Raw genomic sequence first — 19,897 nt, 5'->3', positions numbered from 1 at the left:
ATCAGTAGTTCCAGGTCACCGTGAGCTGCGCATAGCGCGGCGACTGGAACCCGGTGCCGTAGCCGTACATCGGGTTCAGCGTACCGATGCTGTCCTGCGGTTCGTAGTCCTGGTCCACCGACACGATGCGCTGCTGGTTGAGCACGTTGTACACGGCCAGCTTCAGGTTGATGTCCTGCGGCACCGGCACCTTGTAGGCAATGCTCATGTCCAGGTCGTAGGTCCATGGCGTGCGCCCATCGCCGCCGCGCGGGGAATGCACGAACACCCGTTCGGACGGCACGGTGGCCTGGCAGTTGGACACGCACACGTAATAGCTGTGGAAGTCGGTGTCGTCGAACGGGTTGCCGGCGCCGAAGCGGGTGATCGGGCTGCCCGACTGGATGCCCAGGGTGGCGGCCACGGTGAGGTTCTCGGTCAGCGCGTAGCTGCCGCGGAACTTGAACTGGTGGCGGCGGTCGTTGGCCAGGTAGCCGTAGCCGCGGTAGTTCACCCACGGGTTGTCGAAGTTTTCGGTACGCCCGGAATCAGCGAAGTCGGTGTCGGAGTTGACCGGGCCTTCGGCGTTGCCGCGCCCATAAGCCAGCGTATAGGACGCATTGAAGCCCCAGGTGCCGTCCCAGGCGCGGTCCACCTGCAGTTCCAGCGCCTTGTAGTCGCGCTTGGGCTTGACCCAGCCGCGCTGGCCCACGTAGTTGCCGTCATCGTCGTACAGCGCCCAGCCTTCGCGCGAGGTGTCGATATCGATCCAGGCATCGTTGCTGCCGTCGCAGTTGCTGTCGCCCCACACGGTGTTGGTGCGGCCGGGGTTGCCCATGATCCACACACCGTCAATGGCACCGCACTGGCCGGTGGCGGTGATGTTCATGTCGTCGATGGCGTTGTTCAGGCGGCGGTAGGTGACGCTGGCGGCCAGCGACCACGATTCGCTCAGCATGTGCTGGAAGCCCAGGATTGCTTCATCCTGGTACACCGGGTCCATCTCGCGGTTCACCTCGGCGCGCAGGTCCGGCACGCTGCCGTCGCCCTGCGAGTTGTCCACCGGACCGATCTGTCCGCCAAGCCCGGGCACGTTGTTGGCCGCGCCGGAGTAGCCCAGGAATTCATACCAGGTGCGCTCGTCCAGGAAGCCGCCGGCCTGCTTGATGTTGATCACGTTGGCCACGGGCAGGAAGTAGCGCCCCAGGTTGCCGAACAGCTTGGTGGTGCCGTCGCCGCGCATGTCCCAGGAGAAGCCCAGGCGCGGGGCGATCATGTTGTCGATCTTGATGTAGCTGTTGCCGTCGCCGCCCTTGTTGTCGAAGCCTTCCACGCGCGCGCCGATGTTCAGCAGGAAGTTCGGGGTGACCTGCCAGTTGTCTTCCAGGTAGTACGCCGAGTTGATGGTCTCGAACGAACCGGCCACTTCATAGCGGCGGGTGCGCGCCACCAGCCCACTGGCTGGCACGACGCCGCCGTTGAGCGAGCTGCCCGGGGTGCGGTAGTACACGTCGTAGCGCAACCCGCCCGGGCCGGGGTAGGCGCGTTCGTAGTCGGAGGTGTTCTCTTCGCGGTCCAGGCCGAAGCGCAGCAGGTGGTCACCGATGGACCATTCAAAATCCGCACGCGCGGCCTTGCGGGTATCCAGTGCCGATTCCAGCTGCGAACTGCTGGTGCAGCTGCGGTCGCCCTGCAGCGCGGTGGGCACGCCCTGGCTGGCGGTGCGGTTGTCGAACACGCGGTTGCAATTCTGGTCCATGAGGCTGCTTTGCGAGCGGTTGCGCTTGTTCTCGCCGTACATCAGCTTCATGGTCAGGTCGTTGTTGACCTGCCAGCTGTAGGTGCCCGACCAGTTCTTGCCGCCCACGGTGTTGTAGATCTGGTTGGTGCTGTCACCCACCGCACGACCACTGGCGTAGTCGTAGCGGTACACGTCGGTGATGGTGTCGCTTTTGTCGGAGAAGCCGAACAGCGACAGCATCTGGTTGTCGGTGATCTGCCAGTCCAGCTTGCCGCCCCAGAAGGGGTCGTCGGCCTTGCCGGCGTTGAACACGGTGCCGGCGTCGTTGGTGGAATGGGGCGTGTAGTCGCGCGCTTCGTACATGCCGAAGAAGAACAGCTTGTCCTGCACCAGCGCGCCGGAAGCGAACACGTTGAGTGCGCTGCGGCTGTAGTCGTCGCGGCTGGCGGTGATATAGCGGCTGCCATCGGCGGTGTAGCGGTCGCGTGCCTGCGACTGCCAGGCGCGCGGTTCGAACACCAGCTGCGCACCGGCCTGGAAGTCGTTGCTGCCCGAACGGGTCACCGCGTTGATCACACCACCGGTGCTGCGCCCGAACTCCACCGAGTAGCCGCCGGTCTTGACCTGGAATTCCTGGTAGAAGCCGAACGGCACCGAGGAGAAGCCCACCCGGTTGTAGAAGTCGGTGACGTTCAGGCCGTTGATGTAGACGGTGTTCTCGGCGACCGACGAGCCGCCGAAGGAAATGCCCTGCCCGCCCAGCGAACCCTTGCCCTTGACCGCGCCGGGCGCAAGCAGCGCGACGGCGGTGATATCACGGTCCACCGGCAGCCGCGACAGTTCTTCGCGGGTGATGTTGGTGGCCGACTCGGTGGACTTCACATCCACCATCGACACCACCTGCGGCGCGCGCACTTCCACCGCCCCCAGCGTGCTCACTCCACTCACCGGCACGTTGACCGTGGTGGCGCTGCCCAGGCCCACGTTGATCTGGCCCACGCGGGTAGGCGCGCCACCGGCAACGGCTACCTCCAGCTCGTACGTGCCCACCGGCAGCAGCGGAATGCGGTAGCTGCCATTGGCCTCGGCGCGTACCGAGCGCACAAAGCCGGTGGACGGGTTGCGCACCGTCACCGTGGCGTTGTCCAGGCGTTGGCCCGGGTCGGTGAGCAGCTTGCCCACCACCGCGCCGTCCTGCGCCATCGCCACCGGCGCCAACGTGCCCAGGCACGCCCCCAACGCGACGCACAGCGCCGCCCGCTTCAACCTGTTCGTGTTCATTCCCTGCTCTCTCCTGCAGATATGGAATCGTGGATGGTGCCGTTTACCGCTTCACCGCCAGTGGCACGATGTGCGACTGGAAGTCGTAGTTCCATTGATCGAAGTACAGGTTGCCGCCGTCCCACTCGACCTCGCCGCGCTGCGAATCCACGGTGTCCGAGCGCGGGAAGCGCTTGGCCGGGACCAGCGGCTGGCTGACGGCGTCGTTGAAGGCGATGCGGTAGGCATCAAGCCCGCCGAAGTAGAAATCGCGCAGCGCCGGCTGCGGGCTGTCCAGGCGGCCGGTGGTGACATCCATCGGCACCCAGCCATACGGAGCCAGGTACAGCGCGCCCCAGTCGTGCAGGTTGGTGTAGCCCACCGCGTCGTCGGCGTAGACCATGCCCGACTGCCAGCGCGCGGGGATGCCATTCATGCGCAGCAGGGTGATCAGCAGCAGGGTCTGCTGGCCGCAGTCGGCGTGGCCGGCGTGCAGCGCGTAGTCGCTGATGTTGGTCAGGGTGGAATACTCGCGCGCGCCGGCCCACGGAATGCGGTCGACCGCATCGAACAGCCGGCGGGCCACCTCGTAGGGACGGGTTTCGCCCTGCAGCACCTGGTCGGAGAACAGCCGCAGGGCCGGGGTGAAGCGCACGTGCGGCGGCTGTTCGGCCAGGTACGGGGCCAGCGCCGCGTCGGTGGGCGTGGGCCGCACCACGGTCGGGTCGATGCGGGTGTGCCGGGCCTGCACGGTGAGCGCGTAGCGGATCTCGAAACGGGTGGGCCGCCCGGCCACCGCGGTGCCCTCCAGGTAGGCGGTGCGTTGCAGCGCGCTGGCCGGGGCAATGCGCGCCTGGCCGGGCGTGCTGCCGCGCCACTGGATCTGTTCCTGCTGGCCGGCGATGGCCCGCGGGTACGGAATCCACGCGCGCAGCGTGGTGCCGGCGGGCACCGCATCGGCCTTCACCGTCAGCGACTGGGTGACTTCCACCCTCTGCGGCAGCACCGACGATTGCCCGGATGCCGTGGCCGCCTCCACCACGTTGGCGTGGTACGGGGTGAGGTGTTCGAACGGACCGTCGCTGGGTAGCGGTGCGTCGGCACGGCGGCGCGCACGTGCTTCATCGCTCAGCCGGAACAGATTGGACGGCGCGCGCTTGAAGTAGAACCGGGTGCCGTCGATGTCCAGATGCTCCAGCAGCCCCTGCCGGTCCCAGCGCTCGAATTCGTCGTCGCGCAGGTCCGGAATCGAACGCCGCACGGCGTCTTTGGCCGCGGCGGTGTCCAGGCTGAAATCCAGCCGGATCCGCCGCATGCGCTCGCGCTGGAAGGCCAGCGTGTGTTCGTCGTACGCCGCTGGCGGCGTGCTGCCGTGCGCGGCGATGCGCTGCTCGGCGCGGGCGAAGTACCCGGCATCGATGAGATCGGCGACACGCGCGCGCTCTGCCGCGTCGTCTGCCGTGCCCGCGTCGGCGCGCCCCGCCTGGGCCGACGGCACCGACAGCAGCGCCGCCACCAGCAGGCTGGCGGCGATAGGCACAAGCGGTTTGCGAACGGCACGATCCACAGCGACACTTCCCCAGCGCGGGTGGTAAGGGCTGTGTAACACGGGCCGTGACGCCGGTCAATAATTTATTCTTGCATTCCACAGCGAAAGGAATAAGTATTCCATGACACCCGCCGCCGCTGGAGGACGCGCCCCATGAATCATCCAGAGCTGCGCTGCGACCATTGCCAGGCCGGTTTCGTGCCGACCGGGGCGCAGGCCGTGCTGTTCGATACCTCCCGCGCCAAGGGCATGCGCCTGGTGATGCTGGACTGCCCGCACTGCTATCACGGCACCGCCGTGGACCCTACCCAGCCCGGCGCCGCGCGCCCGGCCGACCCCACGCCCTCCCTGCCCTGCCCGGAACGCGCCTGCACCGGCGATGCCTGCTGGGTCGATACGCTGCACCCGCCGGTATGGGGCTGTGGCAGCTGTGGCACCACCTGGACCGACCTGGCGGCGCTGGAAGCCACCATTGCGACCGCCATCGCGCAGTTCCCCTGGCGCGCGCACGCCTACGTTCGCATGGGCACCCACTACCGCGCGGCGCCTTCGCTACCGGCGCGCTATGCGGCCGATGTGGCCACGGAGTGGGCGGCATGACCCGCGCCGCCGCCACCTGCGCGCCCACCGAGGACAGTGCCGCCATGACCCGTTTCCGCCCTGCCCCCTGGCCCGCCGCCAAACGCGTGCTGGCACTGTTGCTGGCGGTGGCCGGCGCGCCGGCATGGGCCGCCGACGGCAGCGCGCCTGGCCAGCCCGACCCGGGCGCGCCGCTGCCGTATGTGGTGGACCTGCATGAGGCCTACCTCACCCCGCAGTACTGGGCCGCCCGCCTGCCCACTGCCGATGCGGTGATCCTGGACCGCGCCCAGATCGAGGCGCAGAACGCGCGCATGCGCGCCGAAGATGCCTCCATCCACGACCTGCGCGCGCTGCCCGCACAGCTGCCGCGTGCACAGGTACTGGCCGCGGTGCAGGCACTGTCGAAGTGGCCGGAGAAAACCCTGTACGGTGTGGATGGCAAGCCGCTCGGTGCTGCGCAGCGCACCGCCAGCCTGGACAACCTGGCGCTGTCGGCCATTCCCGCACAACGCGCGCTGCAGTACGGCCTGGTCACCCATCGCGCCGCACTGCGCGCCTTCCCCACTTCGCTGCGGGTGTTCACCACCCAGGGCGACACCGATATCGACCGCTTCCAGGAATCGGCGCTGTTCCCCGGTGACGCGGTGGCGGTGATGCATGAAAGCGCCGATGGCCAATGGCTGTTCGTCACCAGCGAACGCTATGCGGCGTGGATCGAGAAACGCTTCGTTGGCATCGGCGATGCAGCCACGGTGCTCGGCTACGGCCAGCACGGGCCGTACCGGGTGATCACCGGCGCGACCGCCTTCACCGCCTACACGCCGGAAGAACCGCGCGTGTCGCGCCTGCAGCTGGACATGGGCGTGCGCCTGCCGGTGCTGGCCGACTGGCCGCCGGGCACGCCGGTGAACGGCCAGCAGGCGCACGCCGGTTACGTACTGCAGCTGCCGGTGCGCAATGACGATGGCCGCCTGGCGCTGGTACCGGCGCTGCTGCCGCGCTCGCAGGACAGTGCGGCCGATTACCTGCCGCTGACCCCGCGGACCCTGCTCACCCAGGCCTTCAAGTTCCTCGGCGAGCGCTACGGCTGGGGCCACGACTACGACACCCGCGACTGCAGCGGCTTCGTGTCGGAGATCTACCGCAGCGTGGGCGTGCTGATGCCGCGCAACACCAGCGCGCAGGCGGTGAGCCCGGCGCTGGATCGCATCGCCTTCACCGGCAAGGACGGCAGCGCCCGGCGCACCACGGCGGTGAACCAGCTGCAGGTGGGCGACCTGGTCTATATCCCCGGCCACGTCATGGTCGCCATCGGCCATGTGGACGGCCGCACCTGGGTGATCCACGACACCGCCGGCGGCAGCTGGTTCGGCGCCGACGGGACCCGCGTGCAGGCGCACCTCAACGGTGTGTCGGTGACCCCGCTGGAGCCGATGATGGCCAGCGACACCGTGCGCTACATCGACCGCATCACCAACATCCAGCGCCTTCGAGCCCAGACTCCTGAATGAAGATCACCGATATCGAACTTGGCATGCTGCGCGTGCCGTTGAAGACCCCGTTCAAGACCGCGCTGCGCACCGTGGATACGGTGGAAGACGTGGTGGTGCTGGTGCGCACCGACACCGGCCATACCGGCTACGGCGAAGCGCCGGCCACCGCGGTCATCACCGGTGATACCCACGGCTCGATCGTCGAGGCCATCAACAGCTTCATCAAGCCGCGCCTGATCGGCCAGGACGTGGCCAACCTCAACCATGTGTGCGCGCTGATCCAGGGCGCGATGGAGCGCAATACCAGCGCCAAGGCGGCGGTGGAGATCGCGGTGTACGACCTGTGGGCGCAGCTGCACAAGGCGCCGCTGTACCAGATGCTGGGCGGTGGCGACCCGGTGATCACCACCGACATCACCATCAGCGTGGACTACATCGACAAGATGGTGGCCGATTCGCTGTCGGCGATCGAACGCGGTTTCGAGTCGCTCAAGATCAAGGTGGGCAAGGACATCGGGCTGGACATCGAGCGGGTCAAGGCGATCCACGCCGCCGTCCAGGGGCGTGCGCTGCTGCGCCTGGACGCCAACCAGGGCTGGACCGCCAAACAGGCGGTGCACGCGATGCGCACGCTGGAAGAAGCCGGGGTCGTGCTGGAGCTGCTGGAACAGCCGGTCAAGGCCGCCGACATCAGCGGGATGAAGTACGTCACCGACCGGGTCAACACGCCGGTGATGGCCGATGAGAGCGTGTTCAACCCCGGCCAGGTGGTCGACCTGATCCAGCAGCGCGCCGCGGACATCATCAATATCAAGCTGATGAAGACCGGCGGGCTGTCCAACGCGATCCGCATCGCCGACATCGCCGCCATCTACGGGGTACCGTGCATGATCGGCTGCATGATCGAGTCGAGCATCAGCGTGGCAGCGGCCGTGCACCTGGCGGTGGCCAAGAGCGATGTGATCACCAAGGTGGACCTGGACGGACCGTCGCTGGGGCAGTTCAACCCGGTCAGCGGCGGGGTGAATTTCAATGAATCGGAGATCACCATCAGCGACGCGCCGGGGCTGGGCATCACCGAGGTGCGGGGGTTGGAGATGATCACGCCGCCGCGGTGGTGACGCTGCCTGTACCACCTGCGGGTAGAGCCACCCCATGGGTGGCTGCTCTTCGCGCAATTCCGGCGTGCGCAGCCGACCAACGGTCGGCTCTACCGGGCGCTTTGCGTATTCTCTCCTTTCCGGACCTGATGCCCCACCCATGCCCCCTCTGGTGAAAATCCGCTCCGAGCGTGACCACATGTCGGCGATCGAACGCCGCATCGCCGACTTCATCCTCGACAATGCCCACCTGCTGCGCGACTACTCGTCCCAGCAGCTGGCCAGCGCGCTGGGGATCAGCCAGTCCAGCGTGGTCAAGTTCAGCCAGAAGCTGGGCTTCAAGGGCTACCCGGACCTGAAGTACTCCATCGGCGAAGCGGTGGCCCGCGCCGGCAACGGCACCCAGGCCCAGGCGCCTGCCGCGGCAGACAGCAACGCCTACACCAGCCTCGCCGAGCGCCTGCGCCTGAGCAAGGCCGCCGCCGAGGAAGAGACCCGGGTGGCCAACCCGCAGGCCGACGTCGAGGCCATCGTGCAGCTGATCGACGCCGCGCCCAAGGTGTTCGTCTACGGTCTGGGCGACGATGGCCTGTATGCGCGCGAGTTCGCCATGCGGCTGTCGCTGCTGGGCATGCTCACCGTGCACCACGCCGACCCGATCCTGATGATGGCCAACCTGTCGGCGGCGCGCGCCAACGACGTGATGCTGGTGTTTTCCGAGTTCGGCAAGCTGCCGCAGCTGTTCCAACTGTCGCGCCAGTTCCAGGACGTGGGCGGCAAGGTGGTGTCGATCACCCGGCACAGCGCCAACCCGCTGCGCGCGCACGCTGATGCCTCACTGGTGCTGTGCGCGCACGACCCGGCGCCGCACCTGGCCCAGCTGCTGTACCGTGCTTCGTTGCAGTCCCTGCTGGATTTTGTCTTCGTGCTGTTGTGCCATGCCAACCCGGACCGCCACCGCCAGCTCGGGGTGAACCTGGAACGGATCGAACACCTGATCGACACCTGATCTTCTGGAGTCCGCCACGATGCTGCCGTTGTTCCGATCCGTCTTCGCCGTCGTGCTGGTCGCCAGCGCCCTGCCCGCCGCCGCGCTCACCCCGGCGGTGGGGCCGTTGCAGGACCACCACCAGATGATCGTGGTCGTCACCGACGGCTGGGATGCCACCCATGGCCGGCTGCAGGCCTATACGCGCACCCCGAAGGGGTGGGCGCCACAGGGCGGCGCATTCGAGGTGGCCGTGGGCCGCAACGGTAGCGCCTGGGGCGTGGGCGTGGTGCCGGCGCAAGGCGTGGCCCCGCACCAGCCCGGTGACCCGGTGAAGCCCGGCGACCCGGTAAAGAAGGAAGGCGATGGCCGCAGCCCGGCCGGCTTCTTCAACATCGGCCCGGCCTTCGGCTACGCCCCGACGATCACCACCGCCCTGCCGTACCAGCCGATGCTGGCCAGCAGTTACTGCATGGACGTGCCCGATTCGCCGTACTACAACCGCATCGTGGATGCCGAGGTGGTGGGTAGCGATGCGGTGGAAGGCTCCACCGAGCCGATGCGCCTGGACCTGCACAACAAGGGGGATGTGCGCTATCGCGAGGGCTTTGTGATCGAGCACAACCCGAAGGGCGAAGCCCGCCGCGGCAGCTGCATCTTCGCCCACCTGTGGCGCACCCCCGGTGAGGCCACCGCAGGCTGCACCGCCATGCAGCCCGAACACATGCAGCGCCTGCTGGCCTGGCTGGATCCGGCCAGGCGGCCGCTGTTCGTGCTGCTGCCGCGCGCGCAGTACCAGCAGATGCAGCACGACTGGAACCTGCCGGCGGCACTGGAAAACACGCCATGAGCGCCCCGGCCGATCCCCAACTGGAACGCGCGGTCAGCCGCTGGCAGATCGTCGGGCTGTCGATCAACGATGTGATCGGCAGCGGCATCTACCTGCTGCCCGCCGCCACCGTCGCCCTGCTCGGGCCCTTCAGCCTGTGGGGCGTGGTCGCCGCCGGCATCGTGGTGGCGCTGCTGGTGCTGTGCTACGCGCAGGCGGCCAGCTACTTCGACGAGCCCGGTGGCAGCTACCTGTATGCCCGCGAGGCATTCGGCCGGTTTGCCGGGTTCGAGATCGGCTGGATGATCTGGCTCACCCGGATCAGCTCGGCCGCCGCGCTCAGCAACGCGCTGGCCGACGCGGTGGCGCGGTTCTGGCCATGGGCCGGGCATGATCTCGGCCGCGTGCTGATCATCGTGGTGTCGCTGGGCTTCCTCACCGCCGTCAACGTGGCCGGCGTGCGTTCGGCTGCGCGCACCGGGGTGATCCTGGTGATCGGCAAGCTGCTGCCGTTGCTGCTGTTCGTGGCGATCGGCGCGTTCTACGTCGACATGGATCTGGCCTTCTCCGGGGTCCGCCCGGACCCGCACGACCTGCAGCGCATGGGCGAGGCGGCGTTGCTGCTGCTGTACGCCTATGCCGGCTTCGAGAACATTCCGGCTGCCGCGGGCGAGTACAAGAACCCACGCCGCGATATTCCGTTCGCACTGATCACCATGATCGTCAGCGTCACCGTCATCTACGGCGCGGTGCAGCTGGTGGCGCAGGGCACGCTGGCCAACCTGGCCGCGTCGCCCACGCCGCTGGCCGACGCGGCCTCCCGCTTCGGTGGCGAGGCGCTGGCGCTGATCCTCACCGTGGGCGCCACCATTTCCATCTTGGGCACCAACAGCAACACCATGATGATGGGCCCGCGCTTCCTGTTCGCCCTGGCCCGCGATGGCTACGGGCCGAAGGTGCTGGCCAACGTGCACCCGCGCTTCCGCACGCCGGCGGCGGCCATCGTGACCCAGGGCGTGATCGCACTGGCGCTGGCGCTGTCCGGTTCGTTCGTGCAGTTGGCGCTGCTGTCGATGACCACGCGGCTGTTCGCCTATATCGGCACGGCCGCGGCGGTACTGGTGCTGGCACGTCGTTTCCGCGACCGCCCCGGTGCGTTGAAGTTGCCCGGCGGCCCGGTGATTCCGGTGCTGGCACTGGTGCTGTGCGTGGCGCTGTTCGTGAGTGCCAGCTGGCAGAACATCGCCGCAGCCGGCATCGCGTTCGTGGTGGGCGCGGTGATCTACCAACTGCCGCGCAAGGATCGACCGGCCTGAACCGCAGCCACGCGGTGGATGACGCTTGATGTGTCATTCACCTCGTCGGCCCACGGCGTTAACCGGCGTCTGGGTAAGTTGGACCCTCACCCAACCGGAGCCACCACATGCCTACTGACTACCAGATTCCCGGCCGGGTGCCGGAAGACGGCGTGCCGCGCCAGGCGGTATCGGACTATTGGCGCGAACGCTTCCCGAGCGAGCCGTACTACGACAACAGCCAGTTCTACGACGATTACGAGCCGGCCTACCAGCTGGGGCACTACTCGCGCGCCGACGAGATGATCCGCGCGTACGAGCAGGTGGAAGCCGAGCTGGAAACGCGTTGGGCGCAGGAGCGCGGCAAGAGCAAACTGACCTGGGAACAGGCGCGCAACGCCGTGCGCCGTGGCTGGGATGAATCCACCGCCCTGCACCAGTCGCACTTGGACAAGGGTGTGCCGCGCGGCACCTGAGGCAGCGCGCGGCACCCGCCAGCGCTTAGTCGCCGCTGGGCAGCGGTGGGATCTCGCGCACATTGCCACCCGCGGCCATCAGGTCGCGGGTGTTCTTCTGCACCGCCACTGCGCCGAACAGGCTCAGGGCGAAGGCCATGCCGTAGAAGCCCTTTTCGCTGAGCAGCAGCGTGGCGTTCCACAGGCCCACCAGCAGCAACAGCAGCGAGGCCAGCAGGGCGAACCAGCACAGCGCGTAGTACAGGCCGCTGACCGGAATGTCCTCCACGCGGTCGCGCACGCTCTTCTGCAGCGACACCGCCGCAAACAGGCCGAACAACAGCAGGGTGAGGTAATAGCCCTTCTCGTTGAGCGCCATCTCGGCGTTGAACAGACCAACCAGATAGGCCGCCGCGCCCAGCAGCAGCGCTGCCCACGAGGCGGCAATGAAGGCCGGGGACGGCTTGTGCACCTGTTGTTTCATGTGATCCAACTCCATTTGATGGCGGCAAGCCGCACGCGCCGCCCCACGGGCAGCCCGCGCCAACGGTAGCCGATCACGGCCCGCGCGCCTACGGGGGATGACGTATGGTCCACGCCGCGTTGATGGGCATGCTGTACAACCATGGCTGGCCATCGCATCCCCACCCGGAGATACCCCATGACCCGCAAGCTGCTGCTCTCGCTCGCCGTCACCCTTACCCTGCCCCTGTTCGCCACCGCCTGCGTGGCGGCTGACAAGGCGTCCGCGCCGGTCCTGAAGAAGGCCCAGTGGCCCTTCGCCGCCACCGACGCCGGCACCTTCAACGAACCGTGGGCGATGAGCTTCCTGCCCGATGGCAGCCTGCTGGTCAGTGAAAAGGCCGGCACCCTGCAGCATGTAGACCTGAAAACCGGCAAACGCGCCGCCATCAGCGGCGTGCCCAAGGTGGCCTATGCCGGCCAGGGCGGTTTCGGCGACGTGCTGCCGCACCCGGGCTTTGCCAAGAACCAGCTGCTGTATGTGAGCTATGCCGAGGCCGGCGAAGGCGACACCCGCGGCGCCGCCGTGGGCCGCGCCCGCCTGGTGCTGGCCGCCGATGGCAGCGGCGCGCTGCAGGACTTCAAGGTGATCTGGCGCCAGACCCCCAAGGTGGAAGGCGGCGGCCATTACGGCCACCGGCTGGCGTTCGGCCCGGACGGCAAGTTGTGGATCACCTCCAGCGAACGCCAGAAGTTCGATCCGGCCCAGGACATGGGCGGCAACCTCGGCAAGATCGTGCGCCTGAACGACGATGGCAGCGTGCCGGCCGACAACCCGTTTGCCTCGCAGGGCGGCGTGGCCGCACAGGTCTGGTCGCTGGGCCACCGCAATGCGCTGGGCATCGCCTTCGATGCGCGCGGCAAGCTGTGGGTGCATGAAATGGGCCCGGCCGGTGGCGATGAGCTCAACCTGATCGAGCGGGGCGCCAACTACGGCTACCCGATCGTGTCCAACGGCAACCACTACGACGGCCGCGACATTCCCGACCACAGCACCCGCCCGGAATTCGCCGCGCCCAAGGTGACCTGGACGCCGGTGATTTCGCCGGCCGGTTTCATCATCTACACCGGTACGCAGTTCCCGCAGTGGAAGGGCAGCGGCTTCATCGGCGGGCTGTCGTCCAAGTCACTGGTGCGGGTGGCCTTTGATGGCGACAACGCGCGCGAAGCCGAGCGTTTCGACATGGGCGAGCGCATCCGCGAAGTGGAACAGGGTCCGGATGGCGCGATCTGGCTGCTGGAAGACGGGAAGAACGGGCGGTTGTTGAAGCTCACCCCGAAGGGGTGAGCTGAGGGCGTACCGCGGGATCTGCGCGTACCGACCACGGTCGGTACCTACCGGGTGGGGGCAATGCCCCATCACGGGGTGCCGAGCAGCGGGTCGGTACCCACCGGTTCGGGGCAATGCCCGGTCATGGCGTGCCGACCAACGGTCGGTACGCACCGGTCAATCCTGTACGGTGACGATGCCGACCTTGGCCTTGGTGCAGTCGTTGGCCGGGCAGATGCCGTTGATCCAGATCTGGCCGTTGCCCAGCATCACGCCTTGCCAGTTGACGAACACATCATCGAATGTCTGTTCGGTGATGGTCTTGGCGATGTCGGCGGTGATGATGCGGTCGTACTCGCGCTCGAATGTCGCGGCATCGGCGACCTTGCGCTTCTTGCCACCCACGTTGACGTTCACCGGGTACAGCGGCAGGGCGGCCACGGCCTTGGCATCGTGCGCGGCCACGCCCTTCTGCAGTGCAGTGAAGACGGCCTCATAACGGGGTGCATCGCCGAGCAGGCGTTCGATGCGCTGGCGGACGTCGCCGTCGCTGCTGTCGGCGGTCGCATCCGGTGCGGCGGTAGCAGGCGTGGTCTGCGCGGCCGCTTCGGCCGGCGTTGCCACCGCATCCGGCGACATGCCGGCCGTCGGCGCGTCCTCGCTGGGCGTAGTGGTCGTGGTGGGCGGCGAGGTGGGTGCAGGGGCGGCCGCATCGGCCGCCGGCGGTGCCGGCTGCGAGCATGCCGCCAGCAACAGGGTGGGAAGCAGGATTCGGATCGCGCGCATGCTGGCTCCATCGATGTGCAAGGCAGCCAGCCTAACCGCCCAAACGTCAGCCGCCGATGACGGCCACAGCCGCACCACAGGGGATAACGGCCAGACCCAAAACAACCGGGGTAGAGCCGACCGTTGGTCGGCTACCGCCACAGGCGACCGACCCACAACGTAGAGCCGACCGTTGGTCGGCTACCGTCACAGACAACCGACCCATAACGTAGAGCCGACCGTTGGTCGGCTGCCGTCAAGCGGAGACCGATGCGTTTGGGGCAGCCGACCAACGGTCGGCTCTACCGCCGGAGCGGCGGCGATGCCCCCCGCAGGATCAACCCGCCAGCAACTCGAAGATCACCGGCTCACCGCTCGCCGACGACGCACACACCCACAGCTCAAACTGACCCGGCTCGGCACGGAACACGCCATCGCGACCCGTGAAGCCCAGCGCGTGGCGGTCCAGGGTGAACTGCACCTCGGTGCTCTGGCCCGGCTGCAGCGCCACCTTGCGGAACGCCTTCAACTCACGCACCGGCCGCACGCGGCTGGCCACGCGGTCGTGGATATACAGCTGCACCACTTCCTCGCCCGCCACCGCACCGGTGTTGGTGAGCGTGGTGGTGATGGTCAGGGTGTCGTCCCAGCCCAGCGTCTCCGCGCTCAGCTGCGGCACGCCGTAACCGAAGGTGGTGTAGCCCACGCCATGCCCGAACGGATACAGCGCCTCGTTCGGAATCTCGCGCCAGCGCGCCTTGAACTCGGACATGGTCGGCAGTTCCGGCCGACCGGTGCGCGGGTGGTTGTAGAAGAACGGCTGCTGGCCCGACACCTGCGGGAAGCTCACCGGCAGGCGGCCGGACGGGTTGTAATCGCCGAACAGCACATCGGCCACGGCATGACCGGTCTGGGTGCCCAGGTACCAGGTGATCGCCACGGCCTGCGCATTGCGCACCGCGCCCTGCAGTGCCAGCGCGCGACCATTGCGCAGCAGCACCACCAGCGGCTTGCCGGTCATGGCCACCGCTTCGGCCAGCGCCTGCTGCGCCGGCGGCAGGGTGATTTCCACGCGCGACTGCGCTTCACCGCTGTAACGCTGCGGCTCGCCCAGCGCCAGCACCACCACGTCGGCGCGCAGTGCAGCGGCCACGGCCTGCTCGATGCCATCCTGCACGGCCGCTTCCAGGTCGCAACCCGGCACGATTTCAAGCAGCGCTTCATCGCTGATCGCCGCGCGCACGCCGGTCTCCAGGCTCACATAGCGGGTCTTGTCGCCGAACAGGGTCCAGCACCCTTCAATGTTCTCGCGGTCCTGCACGAACGGGCCGATCAGCGCGATCTTCTGCCCGGTCTTCTTCAGCGGCAGCACCGCGTCGGTGTTCTTGAGCAGCACGATCGAACGGCGCGCAGCGTCGCGCGACAGTTCATCGTGTTCGGCGATGTGCGCAGTGGAGGCTTCGCGGTCCAGATCCAGCGAGCGGTAGGGATCGTCGAACAGGCCGATCGCATCCTTCAGGCGCAGAATGCGGCGCACGGACTCGTCCAGCGTGGCCATCGGCACCCCGCCACTCTCGATCAGGCCCGGCAGGTGTTCGGCATAGAAGCCGCTCTGCATGCTCAGGTCCAGGCCGGCGGTGAAGGCCTTGGCGGTGGCGTCGCGGTCATCGGCGGCATAGCCGTGCGCCACCAGCTCCATGTCGGCGGTGTAATCGGAGATCACCACGCCCGGGAACTTCCATTCGCCGCGCAGGATGTCGGTGAGCAGTTCGGCGTTGGCGCTGGCCGGCACACCGTTGATGTCGTTGAACGAGGACATCACGGTGAGCGCGCCGGCCTCGAAGGCGGCCTGGAACGGCGGCAGGTGCACGTCGCGCAGGGTCTGCGGCGAGATGTCGACCATGTTGTATTCCATGCCGGCCATCACCGCGCCGTAGGCGGCGAAATGTTTCGGCGTGGCCAGCAGCGCATCGGCGGCGCGCAGGTCCGGACCCTGGAAGCCGCGCACGCGGGCGGCGGCGAAGGCACAGCCCAGCACCACGTCTTCACCGGCACCTTCGGCACCGCGGCCCCAGCGCTGGTCGCGGGCGATGTCCACCGCCGGTGCGTAGGTCCAGTGCAGGCCGGCCGCCGTGGCTTCCACCGCAGTGGCGCGCGCGGTGCGCTCGGCCAGGTCCGGCTCGAAGCTGGCGGCTTCGCCCAGCGGGATCGGGAACACGGTGCGCATGCCGTGGATGACATCGGCGGCCAGGATCACCGGAATGCCCAGGCGGCTTTCTTCCAGCGCCACCTGCTGGATGCGGCGGCCGGCTTCCACGCCCACGCCATTGAACAGCGACCCCACCTTGCCCTCGCGCACCTGCTGCAGCACCTGGTCGGCGTTGAGCACGTTGGCTTCCGGGTTCACGTCCGGGGCGAACGGCCGAACCATGTCGGCGAACACACCGAGCTGGCCGACTTTTTCTTCGACGGTCATCTTGGCAATGAGGGTTTCGATACGATCGGCGGCCACCGGCTGTCCTTATGAAAACGTTTACAAGGCCAGGATTCTAGCGTTCCCGGGCCCGTTGTGAATGATTTTGACGTTCATTTTTCTTCCCCGGGGGAAGAACCCCGCCACCGTGAGCGCGGTGGCGGGGGCACAGGAGCTTACTCCGCGGCGGCCAGGCGCTGCTGGCCGGCCATCAACATCGCATCACTGGAGGCCTGGAACACGCGCAGCCCGAAGGCCGGCAGCGTGGCCAGCAGGTGGTCGAACACGTCCGACTGGATGCCCTCGTACTCGCCCCACGCGGTGGTGCGGGTGAAGCAGTAGATCTCCAGCGGCAGGCCTTCGGTGGTCGGCTGCAGCTGCCGTACCAGCAGCGTCATGTCCGTATGGATACCGGGATGCTGGCGCAGGTAGCGCTCCACATACGCGCGGAACGTGCCCAGGTTGGTCACCCGCCGCGCATTCACCGCCGCCACGCCCTTGGCCTGCAGCTGCGCGTTCCACTGCTGCAGTTCGCTCTGCTTCTCGCGCAGGTATTCGCCCAGCACCGCGAACTGTTCCAGTTCGGCCAGCATCGGCGCGTCGACGAAGCCCACGCTGTGCTGGTCCAGGTACAGCGCGCGCTTGATCCGGCGTCCGCCGGCCTCCTGCATGCCGCGCCAGTTCTTGAACGACTCGGTGACCAGCTTCTTGGTCGGGATGGTGGTGATGGTCTTGTCGAAGTTCTGCACGGTGATGGTGTGCAGGGCAATGTCGATGACGTCGCCGTCGGCGTTCTGGCTGGGCATCTCGATCCAGTCGCCCAGCCGCACCCGGCCGTCGCCGCTGATCTGCACGCTGGCCACCAGCGACAGGATGGTGTCCTGGAAGATCAGCATCAGCACGGCGGTGGCCGCGCCCAGGCCGGTGACCAGATAGCGCAGGTCCACGCCGGCCAGGGTGGCCACGATCGACAGCCCGGCAATGACGAAGATGACGATCTTGCCAACCTGGAGGTAGCCCTTGATCGGCTTGTTGCGCGCGTCGGGGCGGCGCTCGTAGATGTCGTTGGCCGCGTCCAGCGCGTGCGAGATCGCCAGCGCCACGGTCAGGATCGCCCAGGCCTGGCAGGCGCCGATGACGAAGGCCACCAGCGGCGCGGGCAGGTCGGGCACCACGGTGATGCCGGCGGCAATGACCTGGCTGGGCACCACGTTGGACAACCGCGACACCACCCGCATCACGTTGCTGCCGCGCCCGCCATGGGCGGTGCCGCCGGGAAGCCGGTTGATCAACCCGCGCAGGCCGCGCAGCAGGATCTTCTTGGTGACGAAATTGGCCAGCCACGCGGCCAGCGCCAGCAGGCACAGCACCGCGGCGGTGTAGGCCCACGGCCAGGGTTCGAGGGTTCGCTGCAGGTCGTCCAGCCAACGGGTTGCTACTACCGCATCCAGCATCTTGTTGAGGTCTCCAGATTTGGGGGTTGCCGGGCAGCGCCCGGCACTACGGTGGGCAGCACCCGGTCAGGACGCGCTGCGTTCGATGATCACGCCCACCGCGCGCGCGCCGCGCACGGCGCCGGGCTTGCTCAGTTTGAGGCGCAGCCATTCCACCTTGAATTCACGCAGCACGATCTCGGCGATGCGCTCGGCCAGGGTTTCGACGAGGCCGAAATCGGACTCGCGCACGAACTGTTCGATGCGCTTGCTCACGGCCTTGTAATTGAGGGTATCGGCGATGTCGTCGCTGGCCGCCGGGCGACGGTTGTCGAAGCCCATTTCCAGGTCGAACCGCAGGGTCTGGCGGATCCGCCGTTCCCAGTCGTAGATGCCGATCAGGGCATCGATCTCGAGCCCTTCGATGAATACCTTGTCCATAGCCATGCCACGTGGAAGATGCCGAACATGGTAACGGCGCGGGCCGGAACGTGCCGGGAACCGGGGGCAAATGCGGTCGGAGACGCCTAAAGACAAAGGGCCCCGCGGGGCCCTTTGCTTACCACCTTGTCCCCGGGGGGAGATGGGGATCACCCATCCGCATGTCCCGGTGGCACGTCATGATGACGCTACGTGATGGCAACGACAGCGGCAAGCCCGGGGTGGCAGAACTGCAATGCAATGCGCAGTGGATTCGCACCGTACGCTCTCTTGCAGGCGCGCCGGAGTAAACACGAAGGGCCCCAACTCCACCTACACCGCCGGCAGCGTCGCCATATCCCAGCGCGGGGTGACCTGCACCTGCGGCGGGTTGTGCTGGCCGGCTTCCAGCCGCAGTGCGCCGGCGAAGGCGATCATCGCGCCGTTGTCGGTGCACAGCGACGGGCGCGGGAAGCAGGCCCGGCCGCCGCGGCGGGCCGCCATCTGCTGAAGCTTGGCGCGCAGCCGCTTGTTGGCTCCTACCCCGCCGGCCACCACGATCACATCGGTGCCGGCCTCATCCAGCGCGCGCTCGCACTTGATGGCCAGGGTGTCCACCACGGCATCTTCAAAGCCCCGGGCGATGTCGGCGCGGGTCTGCTCGCTCTGGTCGCTGTCGCGCCAGGCCAGCAGCACTTGGGTCTTCAGGCCGGAGAAGCTGAAATCCAGCCCGGGCCGGTCGGTCATGGGGCGGGTGAATTTGTACTTGCCCGGGGTACCGCGCTCGGCCAGCGCCGCCAGCTGCGGGCCGCCCGGGTACGGCAGGCCCATCAGCTTGGCGGTCTTGTCGAAGGCCTCGCCAGCCGCATCGTCCAGGGTCTCGCCCAGCAGGCGGTACTGGCCAATCCGGTCCACTGCCACCAGCTGGGTATGCCCGCCGGACACCAGCAGCGCCACGAATGGCGCCTGCGGCGGGTCGTCTTCCATCAGCGGGGCCAGCAGATGCCCTTCCATATGGTGTACACCGACCGCCGGCACCTCCAGCGCCCAGGCCAGCGAGCGGGCCACGCCCGCCCCCACCAGCAGCGCGCCGACCAGCCCCGGGCCAGCCGTATAGGCCACCCCGTCGATGTCGGCCACGCCCATCCCGGCCTCGGCCAAGGTCTGGCGGATCAGCGGCAGCAGCTTGCGCACGTGGTCGCGGCTGGCCAGTTCAGGCACCACCCCGCCGTACTCGGCGTGCAGGGCGATCTGGCTATAGACCGCATGGGCGCGCAGGGCGTCCGGGCCGGCCAGGGCGGTGTCGTACACCGCCACGCCGGTCTCATCACAGGAAGATTCAATACCAAGGACTCGCATACCGGGTATTATGGACCGCTGAGGCCCCGGCAGCGTTACCGCCAGCCCACCTGACACCACCTGTGGCCAAGAAGTTTGCCGGGGTGGGTTGCAACTTCTTTTGTCGCCGCTATAATGTGCGGCTCTCACCGGGCGTGACCCGGTTCTACTGTGTCCCGGAGATTCCATGCCCAGCGTTAAAGTCCGCGAGAACGAGCCCTTCGAGTTTGCGCTCCGTCGCTTCAAGCGCACCTGCGAAAAGGCCGGCGTGCTGGCCGAAACCCGCAAGCGCGAGTTCTATGAAAAGCCGACCCAGGAGCGCAAGCGTAAGGCTGCTGCTGCTGTGAAGCGTCAGCTGCGCCGGTCGTCGCGCGACGTTACCAAGCGTCAGCGCCTGTACTGAGT

Annotated in this window: 17 protein-coding genes; 9 read left to right on the top strand and 8 right to left on the bottom strand. The window is 67.6% G+C overall.

All coding sequences use genetic code 11. The features are described from left to right. Window position 1: 1 nt before the first annotated feature. Window positions 2-3,001, bottom strand: coding sequence for a TonB-dependent receptor (locus ACZ0AE_RS01880; protein WP_463600246.1), 3,000 nt, complete (start codon window positions 2,999-3,001; stop codon window positions 2-4). Window positions 3,002-3,044: 43 nt separating this feature from the next. Further along, the gene (locus ACZ0AE_RS01875; RefSeq protein ID WP_463600245.1) at window positions 3,045-4,547 is read right to left on the bottom strand and encodes a transglutaminase-like domain-containing protein; all 1,503 of its coding nucleotides are present in this window, start codon (window positions 4,545-4,547) and stop codon (window positions 3,045-3,047) included. A 135-nt stretch (window positions 4,548-4,682) separates the two neighbouring features. On the opposite strand from ACZ0AE_RS01875, the gene ACZ0AE_RS01870 reads away from it, so the two are divergent. The 7 genes from ACZ0AE_RS01870 (at window position 4,683) to ACZ0AE_RS01840 (ending at window position 11,292) form a co-directional block, all read left to right on the top strand. Then, a complete protein-coding gene (locus ACZ0AE_RS01870) occupies window positions 4,683-5,129 on the top strand; it encodes a hypothetical protein (protein ID WP_463600244.1) in 447 nt (148 codons plus the stop codon). 44 nt (window positions 5,130-5,173) lie between these two features. Continuing rightward, complete coding sequence (locus ACZ0AE_RS01865) at window positions 5,174-6,622, top strand: C40 family peptidase (protein ID WP_463602048.1); 1,449 nt, start codon at window positions 5,174-5,176, stop codon at window positions 6,620-6,622. Next, on the top strand, window positions 6,619-7,725 hold the full coding sequence (locus tag ACZ0AE_RS01860; protein ID WP_463600243.1) for a dipeptide epimerase: 1,107 nt from the start codon (window positions 6,619-6,621) through the stop codon (window positions 7,723-7,725). The genes ACZ0AE_RS01865 and ACZ0AE_RS01860 overlap by 4 nt, the downstream gene beginning before the upstream one ends. Window positions 7,726-7,864: 139 nt before the next feature. Further along, window positions 7,865-8,713 (top strand): MurR/RpiR family transcriptional regulator, encoded by an 849-nt coding sequence (locus tag ACZ0AE_RS01855; RefSeq protein WP_038690872.1) that lies wholly within the window; start codon window positions 7,865-7,867, stop codon window positions 8,711-8,713. Between the two features lie 19 nt (window positions 8,714-8,732). After that, complete coding sequence (locus ACZ0AE_RS01850) at window positions 8,733-9,542, top strand: L,D-transpeptidase family protein (RefSeq protein WP_463600242.1); 810 nt, start codon at window positions 8,733-8,735, stop codon at window positions 9,540-9,542. After that, window positions 9,539-10,837 (top strand): APC family permease, encoded by a 1,299-nt coding sequence (locus ACZ0AE_RS01845; RefSeq protein ID WP_038690877.1) that lies wholly within the window; start codon window positions 9,539-9,541, stop codon window positions 10,835-10,837. The genes ACZ0AE_RS01850 and ACZ0AE_RS01845 overlap by 4 nt, the downstream gene beginning before the upstream one ends. A gap of 107 nt (window positions 10,838-10,944) precedes the next feature. Next, window positions 10,945-11,292 (top strand): hypothetical protein, encoded by a 348-nt coding sequence (locus tag ACZ0AE_RS01840; protein WP_038690880.1) that lies wholly within the window; start codon window positions 10,945-10,947, stop codon window positions 11,290-11,292. Between the two features lie 25 nt (window positions 11,293-11,317). Here the strand turns inward: ACZ0AE_RS01840 and yiaA are convergent, their stop codons facing one another. Further along, complete coding sequence (gene yiaA, locus ACZ0AE_RS01835) at window positions 11,318-11,755, bottom strand: inner membrane protein YiaA (protein WP_038690881.1); 438 nt, start codon at window positions 11,753-11,755, stop codon at window positions 11,318-11,320. Window positions 11,756-11,932: 177 nt separating this feature from the next. Between yiaA and ACZ0AE_RS01830 the strand changes: the two genes are divergently transcribed. Continuing rightward, complete coding sequence (locus ACZ0AE_RS01830) at window positions 11,933-13,081, top strand: PQQ-dependent sugar dehydrogenase (RefSeq protein ID WP_463600241.1); 1,149 nt, start codon at window positions 11,933-11,935, stop codon at window positions 13,079-13,081. Window positions 13,082-13,240: 159 nt separating this feature from the next. Here ACZ0AE_RS01830 and ACZ0AE_RS01825 read toward each other — a convergent pair whose 3' ends face one another. The 5 genes from ACZ0AE_RS01825 to tsaD all read right to left on the bottom strand — a co-directional run bounded on the left by ACZ0AE_RS01825 (window position 13,241) and on the right by tsaD (window position 19,513). Continuing rightward, window positions 13,241-13,849, bottom strand: coding sequence for a hypothetical protein (locus ACZ0AE_RS01825; protein ID WP_463600240.1), 609 nt, complete (start codon window positions 13,847-13,849; stop codon window positions 13,241-13,243). A gap of 316 nt (window positions 13,850-14,165) precedes the next feature. Continuing rightward, complete coding sequence (gene bglX / locus ACZ0AE_RS01820; RefSeq protein ID WP_463600239.1) at window positions 14,166-16,340, bottom strand: beta-glucosidase BglX; 2,175 nt, start codon at window positions 16,338-16,340, stop codon at window positions 14,166-14,168. 137 nt (window positions 16,341-16,477) lie between these two features. Further along, window positions 16,478-17,755 carry a mechanosensitive ion channel family protein gene (locus ACZ0AE_RS01815; protein ID WP_447591549.1) on the bottom strand — a complete coding sequence of 426 codons (1,278 nt, stop codon included), beginning with the start codon at window positions 17,753-17,755 and terminating at the stop codon, window positions 16,478-16,480. Window positions 17,756-17,821: 66 nt separating this feature from the next. Beyond that, entirely contained in the window at window positions 17,822-18,175 is a 354-nt protein-coding gene (folB, locus tag ACZ0AE_RS01810) for a dihydroneopterin aldolase (RefSeq protein WP_038690891.1), read from the bottom strand. Between the two features lie 312 nt (window positions 18,176-18,487). Next, the gene (tsaD, locus tag ACZ0AE_RS01805; protein WP_038690893.1) at window positions 18,488-19,513 is read right to left on the bottom strand and encodes a tRNA (adenosine(37)-N6)-threonylcarbamoyltransferase complex transferase subunit TsaD; all 1,026 of its coding nucleotides are present in this window, start codon (window positions 19,511-19,513) and stop codon (window positions 18,488-18,490) included. Between the two features lie 166 nt (window positions 19,514-19,679). Between tsaD and rpsU the strand changes: the two genes are divergently transcribed. Continuing rightward, entirely contained in the window at window positions 19,680-19,895 is a 216-nt protein-coding gene (gene rpsU, locus ACZ0AE_RS01800) for a 30S ribosomal protein S21 (protein WP_002808376.1), read from the top strand. Window positions 19,896-19,897 lie beyond the last annotated feature (2 nt).

Source organism: Stenotrophomonas sp. AC248, from assembly GCF_979258185.1.
This window is presented reverse-complemented; position numbering and strand designations above follow the sequence as displayed.